6 protein-coding genes are annotated in these 5,780 nt (G+C 71.0%); 2 read left to right on the forward strand and 4 right to left on the reverse strand.

Annotated elements, in window-relative coordinates; all coding sequences use genetic code 11:
- The first annotated feature begins 136 nt into the window (after positions 1 to 136).
- Positions 137 to 1,271 (forward strand): peptide chain release factor 2 gene (gene prfB / locus CKO28_RS26475; protein WP_200344288.1). Its coding sequence is split into 2 segments (ribosomal slippage): positions 137 to 205 and positions 207 to 1,271, totalling 1,134 coding nucleotides; the frame shifts between segments, so codons are not numbered across the junction.
- Positions 1,272 to 1,435: 164 nt separating this feature from the next.
- Here prfB and CKO28_RS26480 read toward each other — a convergent pair.
- Positions 1,436 to 2,434, reverse strand: coding sequence for a succinylglutamate desuccinylase/aspartoacylase domain-containing protein (locus CKO28_RS26480; RefSeq protein ID WP_200344290.1), 999 nt, complete (start codon positions 2,432 to 2,434; stop codon positions 1,436 to 1,438).
- A gap of 167 nt (positions 2,435 to 2,601) precedes the next feature.
- On the opposite strand from CKO28_RS26480, the gene CKO28_RS26485 reads away from it, so the two are divergent.
- Complete coding sequence (locus CKO28_RS26485; protein WP_200344292.1) at positions 2,602 to 2,784, forward strand: hypothetical protein; 183 nt, start codon at positions 2,602 to 2,604, stop codon at positions 2,782 to 2,784.
- A 95-nt stretch (positions 2,785 to 2,879) separates the two neighbouring features.
- On the opposite strand, the gene CKO28_RS26490 is transcribed toward CKO28_RS26485, so the two are convergent.
- From CKO28_RS26490 to recR, 3 genes are all read right to left on the reverse strand, one after another.
- Positions 2,880 to 3,413 (reverse strand): GNAT family N-acetyltransferase, encoded by a 534-nt coding sequence (locus CKO28_RS26490; RefSeq protein WP_200344294.1) that lies wholly within the window; start codon positions 3,411 to 3,413, stop codon positions 2,880 to 2,882.
- Between the two features lie 69 nt (positions 3,414 to 3,482).
- Complete coding sequence (locus tag CKO28_RS26495; protein ID WP_200344296.1) at positions 3,483 to 4,886, reverse strand: DUF4139 domain-containing protein; 1,404 nt, start codon at positions 4,884 to 4,886, stop codon at positions 3,483 to 3,485.
- Between the two features lie 208 nt (positions 4,887 to 5,094).
- Positions 5,095 to 5,682 carry a recombination mediator RecR gene (gene recR, locus CKO28_RS26500; RefSeq protein WP_200344298.1) on the reverse strand — a complete coding sequence of 196 codons (588 nt, stop codon included), beginning with the start codon at positions 5,680 to 5,682 and terminating at the stop codon, positions 5,095 to 5,097.
- Positions 5,683 to 5,780 lie beyond the last annotated feature (98 nt).

The following is a 5,780-nucleotide window of genomic DNA, read 5'->3' on the forward strand; positions in this document are numbered from 1 at the left end:
CCCTCACCCCTCCTCCCAGTGGAAGAGGGGAATCAGCAGGTCGTGAGGAGCAGAGCCGCCCTTGCGCCCGCCCCGGCCGGCTTCCTATACCCGCAACAGACACCCACCCCAACCGAGCTTGAAGGAGCGCTGCCCCATGCGCGCGGAAACCGAAAGCCTGGCCGGCGAGATTCGCGAATCGCTGGCCTTGCTGAGGAGGCACCTTTGACTGGGATAACGCCCGGCGCCGCCTCGACGAACTGAACGCCTACGCCGAGGACCCGAACATCTGGAACGACCCGGACCGGGCCCAGGAGCTGATGAAGGAACGTCAGCATCTGGACACCCAGATCAAGACCGTCCAGCAGTTCGACCAGGAACTGGAGGACGCGATCGAATTGGAATCGCTCGGCGAGGCCGAAGAGGACGCGGACAGCATCACGGAAGCGCAGGACGCCCTGCGCGACCTGAAGGCGCGCGTCCAGAAGATGGAGATCGAGTCCCTGCTGTCCGGCGAAGCGGACGCCAACGACGCCTATCTGGAGGTCAACGCCGGGGCCGGCGGGACGGAAGCCCAGGACTGGGCGCACATGCTCCGGCGGATGTACGTCCGCTGGGCGGAGAGCCAGGGCTACAAGGTCGAGCAGATCGCCGAAACCGAAGGCGAGGAAGCCGGGATCAAGTCGGCCACGCTCAGGATCTCCGGCCACAACGCCTACGGCTGGCTGAAAAGCGAAAGCGGCGTGCACCGGCTGGTGCGCATTTCCCCGTTCGACAGCCAGGCGCGCCGGCACACCTCGTTCGCCAGCGTCTGGGTCTACCCGGTGATCGACGACCGGATCGAGATCGAGATCCTGGACAAGGACGTACGCGTCGACACCTTCCGCTCCTCCGGCGCGGGCGGCCAGCACGTCAACACGACCGATTCGGCCGTCCGCCTGACCCACATCCCGACCGGCATCGTGGTCGGCTGCCAGTCGGGCCGGTCGCAGCACCAGAACCGGGCGCAGGCCTGGGACATGCTGCGCGCGCGGCTGTACGAGCGGGAGCTCAAGCGGCGCGAGGAGGAGGCCCAGGCGACCGCCGACCAGAAGTCGGACATCGGCTGGGGCAACCAACTGCGCTCCTACGTCCTGCAACCCTACCAGATGGTCAAGGACGTGCGCACCGGCGTCGAACGCACCGACAGCAAGAAGGTGCTGGACGGCGACATCACCGAGTTCCTGGAAGCCGCGCTGGCCCAGAAGGTCGCCCCCGGCCAGGACGACGAAAACGCCGAAGCCGGGGCGTAAGAAGGAGGGATTGCACCACCGAGGGCACGGAGATCACAGAGAAGAAAAAGTGCGCGCGGAGCGCGCTGTCCTATCTGGGGTCTCAAGACCCGAGCACTTAATCCAGCGGAGCGCTGCGGGCCTTACGTCTCGTCCCTCCGTGCCCTCTGTGGTGACCTCCCTCGCTACAGATCCTGCGCGACGAGCGCGAGGGTGTCGCCGCGGCCGCACCAGCCCTGGACGCGCCGGCAATACAGCACGCCCGCGATCGGGGCGGTGTAGGTGACCGGCTCCCGGCCGACCTCCTCCAGGAAGTGGACGCGGGCGATCTCCTGGCCGGCCTCGACCTGCTCGCCCAGCTCGGCGAGCGGCTCGTACAGCCCGGCGTGCTTGGCCATGGTGTAGGCGCCGTCGGGCGTGGTCATCATCCGGCTTTGGTGGCCGCTCGGCTTTCCATCGATCATGCCGAAGTGCTTGAGCAGGTTGTCCAGCCCGCGGTCGGCGACGCCCACCGTCTCCGGCGTCACCATCGCCGCCCCGCCGAGCTCGGTGGAAATGAACAGCTTGCCCATCTCCTCCGCGGCCGTGTCCAGCATGCCGACCGCGTCCAGTTCGACCAGCTGCAGGGCGATCGGGGCGCCGAACGCCTTCAGCGCGGCTTCCGTCTTCGCCTGCAGGTCCTTGTCGGGCAGTTCGTGCATCACCGCCGAGGGCACGAAGTTGAGCGAGTGCCCGCCGGAGTGCAGGTCGACCACGATGTCCGACCGCGGCATCAGCTGCTGCCAGACGAAGTGCGCGACCCGCTGGGTCACCGTCCCGCGCGGATGCCCGGGGAACGCGCGGTTCATGTTCCCCTGGTCCTGGGGCGACACGCGCGCGTCGGCGCGCTGGGCCAGCAGGTTGAGCGCCGGGACCGCGATCAACTGCCCCTTGAAGCCGTCCGCGCTCAGCCGGTTGAGCAGCTTGAGCACGGCCAGCTGGCCCTCGTACTCGTCGCCGTGGTTGCCGGCGGTGACCAGCATCACCGGCCCGTCGCCGTTCTTCACGCTGGCGATCGGCACCATCAACGTGCCCCACGCGCTTTCGTTGCGGGAATGCGGCACCATCATGTGGCCGTGCTGCTTGCCGTCGGCCGAAAGATCGATGGAGCAGCCGACCTGGGACGGCTGGTCGATGTCGCGCATGGGGAAGGGTCCGGAGTTGCTTGCGAACAAAGGGCGTGCAGCAGCCCTAGCGCAGCGGTCACGCCCTGACAAGCCAGCGCAGATGCCCGTGGCCGCCGCGTGCGCGGGTGGCGGGACCAGGCGCGATCCGCTACCGTGTTAATGCACCCTTAACGGAGACGGATGTCATGAAAGCATGGCTGAAGGCGGTCGCGCTCTCCTGCGCGATTCTGATCGCCGTGGGCACCGCCGGCGCCGGCGCCGTGCTGGCCTCGCCACCGCTGGCGCAGGACGCGCGCGCGCTCAGCAACCAACTGGTCGAGGTCTGGGTGGAGACGGCGCTCGCAATCACGCACGCGCTCCGGGAGTGACCGGGCGGTCGCCCGCCCCGTTTACGTAAAGCACGGCGGCGCAGGCGCAATCGGTCGCCCGTGCCCGCCCGGCCCCGCGGGCGTCGATCGCGGCGTCAAATATCCGGCGCATGGACGTACAGATCGCGTTCCGGACGCTGCCCCGGTTCACCGGCCGGCCGGAATCCGGCGCGCGCCAGCACGCGCCGGCTCGCGGCGTTGTCCGGGCGGCATTCGGCGACCAGACGGCGGTCCGGGAACGCCCGGGCGTAGGCGCGCGCCGCGGCCGGGACGGCCGTGCTGGCGATCCCGTGGCCGTGGTGGCGGCCTGGCAGCCAGTAGCCGATTTCCAGCTCCGCCGCGCCGTGCAGGTGCACACCCACGACGCCCAGCAGCGTGCCGGCCGCACTGCCCGGGACGATACCGTCGGCGTCCGCGCGGATGCCGAGGTAGAGGTCGCGGCCCTCGGCCTGCCGGCCGAGCAGCGCTTGCGCCTGCTGCAACCCGAACGGCTCCGGCAGGAACGGGATCACCGCGGTGACGGCGGGATCGCTGGTGACCGCGCGCAGTTGTTCGGCATCGCCGGCGGCGAGCGGCCGGAGGCGCAACGTGCCGGCGGCGATTTCGCCGATGTCGAGCGGGGAGGTCACGTGCTTCCCGATGCCCCTCGGGATGACATGGCAGCTTTGTCAGCGAGGCGGACCGTTTTGGTGCCCCGCCTACCGCCGCACCCGCGCACGGTAGGTCAGCACCGTCTCGCCGCCTGCCGGCACCTGCAGGGTCCAGACCGGCGTGCTGGCGTTTTGCAGCTCGTGCGGATGGCTTTCCTGGCGAATCTCCCAGTCCGCCGGGAAGTTGCCCAGCACCTGCACCTCGACGGGCGTGTCCTTGGCGTTCTTGACGGTGATTTCCTGCGCCGTCTCGTAGCTGCGCTCGCTCAGCTGCTCGTAGGCGGTCTGGCGCGCCGTGGCGGTCACGTCGAGCGCCCGGCCGAGGTCGACCGTGACCGCGCCGCCGACCGGGGTGGCCTCGATCCGCTGCGCGCCGCGGTACAGATCGCCGGCGTAGACCCGCAGCGTGCCCGCGGGCAGCGGCTGCCCGAGCCCGGCCCGGGCGGTGTCGGCAATGCGCAGGCGCACGGTCGCCGCCGACGGGCCGCGCGCACCGTCGTAGGGATAGGCGGTCGCGAGGCCGCTCAGTCGGTACTGCCGCTCGACCGCGACGTTCTCCGCCTGCATCAGCGGCACCTGGACCGCGCCGCCCGGCGCCAGGTCGAGCGGGTTCGGCAGGGGATAGGCCTTGAGATCGGCTTGGGTCTGCGGCTCCGGCACGCGCGCGTCCTCGGCCCGGGCGGACATCGCCGCCATCCGCTGCGGCCCGGGACCGCCGCCGTCGCCGCCGGACACCTGCGACACCTGCCCGGCCAACAGACGCACCTGGCGCGCGCCGAAGGCGACCGGCAGGTCGTTGGTGATCCGCGCCATGCCGGACAGGTCCAACCGCCCCGCCTCGGGGTCGTAGCGGGCGATGTAGTGGGTCGACCAGGAAAGCCCCTGGGTCAGGTAGCGCAGGGTCAGGCGCCGTTGGCCGCCCGACTGCACGCTGACCCGGATGTCGGCGCGCGGGCGGGCCGACAGCGTATCGGGCAGGTCCGGAAACACGATCCGGCCGGCGGGATCGACCTCGACCGTGTCGCCGATCCGAAGGACGATGCCGTTCTCGATCGACAGCAGCGTGGCGGTGACCCGTTCGCCGTCTCCGGCGTTGGGGCCGCCGTGCGCGGCGCCGGGGCGCACCAGCGTCACCTCCCGGCCGAGATAGGCTTCCAGCAGCGCGCGCCGGTCGAGCGGCCAGGGCGCCAGCTGCTGCTGCGTGACCCGCAGGCCCGGCGCGGAGACATCCAGGCTACCGGGCACGATGCGCGGGCTGATCCGGTCGATCTGCAGCTGCGCGGTGCCGAGCTCCAGGGTCACCGAGCGCTCGGTCGTCACCAGCGCCAGATCGTCCTGGTAGATCGCCAAGCGGTCGCCGCCGGCGCCGGACGGGACGCCGTCGTCCTGCGCCGCCGCCGGGCTCGCCAGCAGCAGGGCGGCGGCGAGCGCGATCGGTGTGCTGCGGGTCATGCGTGTCTCCGTCGTTATCACCTCGCCCGCGCGGCGGATTCCCCTCTCCCTTGACGGGAGAGGGAGGGGCCCGCGCGCGTCAGCGCGTGGGAGGGTGAGGGTGGGACTCCCCGATGCGCGCCGGGGAGTCCCACCCTCACCTGTCCTCTCCCCTCAAGGCAGAGGGACCCGCCGAGACGGCGTCCCAACCCGGCGGACACCCGTCCCCCTACTTCCGGGCGTTGAGGGCGGCGGTCAGAGTGCCGTCGTCGAGGTAGTCGAGTTCGCCGCCGACCGGCACGCCGTGGGCCAGCCGGGTCACCGTGACGCCGTGGGCGGTCAGCTTCTCGGCGATGTAGTGGGCGGTGGTCTGGCCGTCGACGGTCGCGGACAGCGCCAGGATCACCTCGCCGACGCCCTGCTCCCGCACCCGGCGGACCAGCCGGTCCAGGTTGAGCTGCTCCGGCCCGCGGCCGTCGAGCGCCGACAGCGTGCCGCCCAGGACGTGGTAGCGCCCCTTGAACGCGCTGGTGCGCTCCAGCGCCCACAGGTCGCCCACGTCCTCGACCACGCAGATCGACTGGCGGTCGCGCTCGGGGTCGCGGCAGACGGCGCAGGGGTCCTGGGCATCCAGGTTGCCGCATTCCGAGCACGCCCGGATCTTCTCCGCGGCCGCCTGCATCGCCTGGGCGAGCGGCAGCATCAGCTGGTCGCGGCGCTTCATCAGGTACAACACCGCGCGCCGGGCCGAGCGGGGGCCGAGCCCCGGCACCCGGCCCAACAGCTGGATCAGCTTGTCGATCTCGTTGACGGCCACGACGGCTCAGCGGCGTTCGCGCGCGGGTTGGCTCAGGTCTCGAGCTCCAGGTCCTTGCGGCGCTTGTCGTCCTGGCGCACGATCGCGCGGGCGCGGGA

Source organism: Rhodovibrio sodomensis, assembly GCF_016583645.1.
In the GTDB taxonomy this organism is placed as follows: domain Bacteria; phylum Pseudomonadota; class Alphaproteobacteria; order Kiloniellales; family Rhodovibrionaceae; genus Rhodovibrio; species Rhodovibrio sodomensis.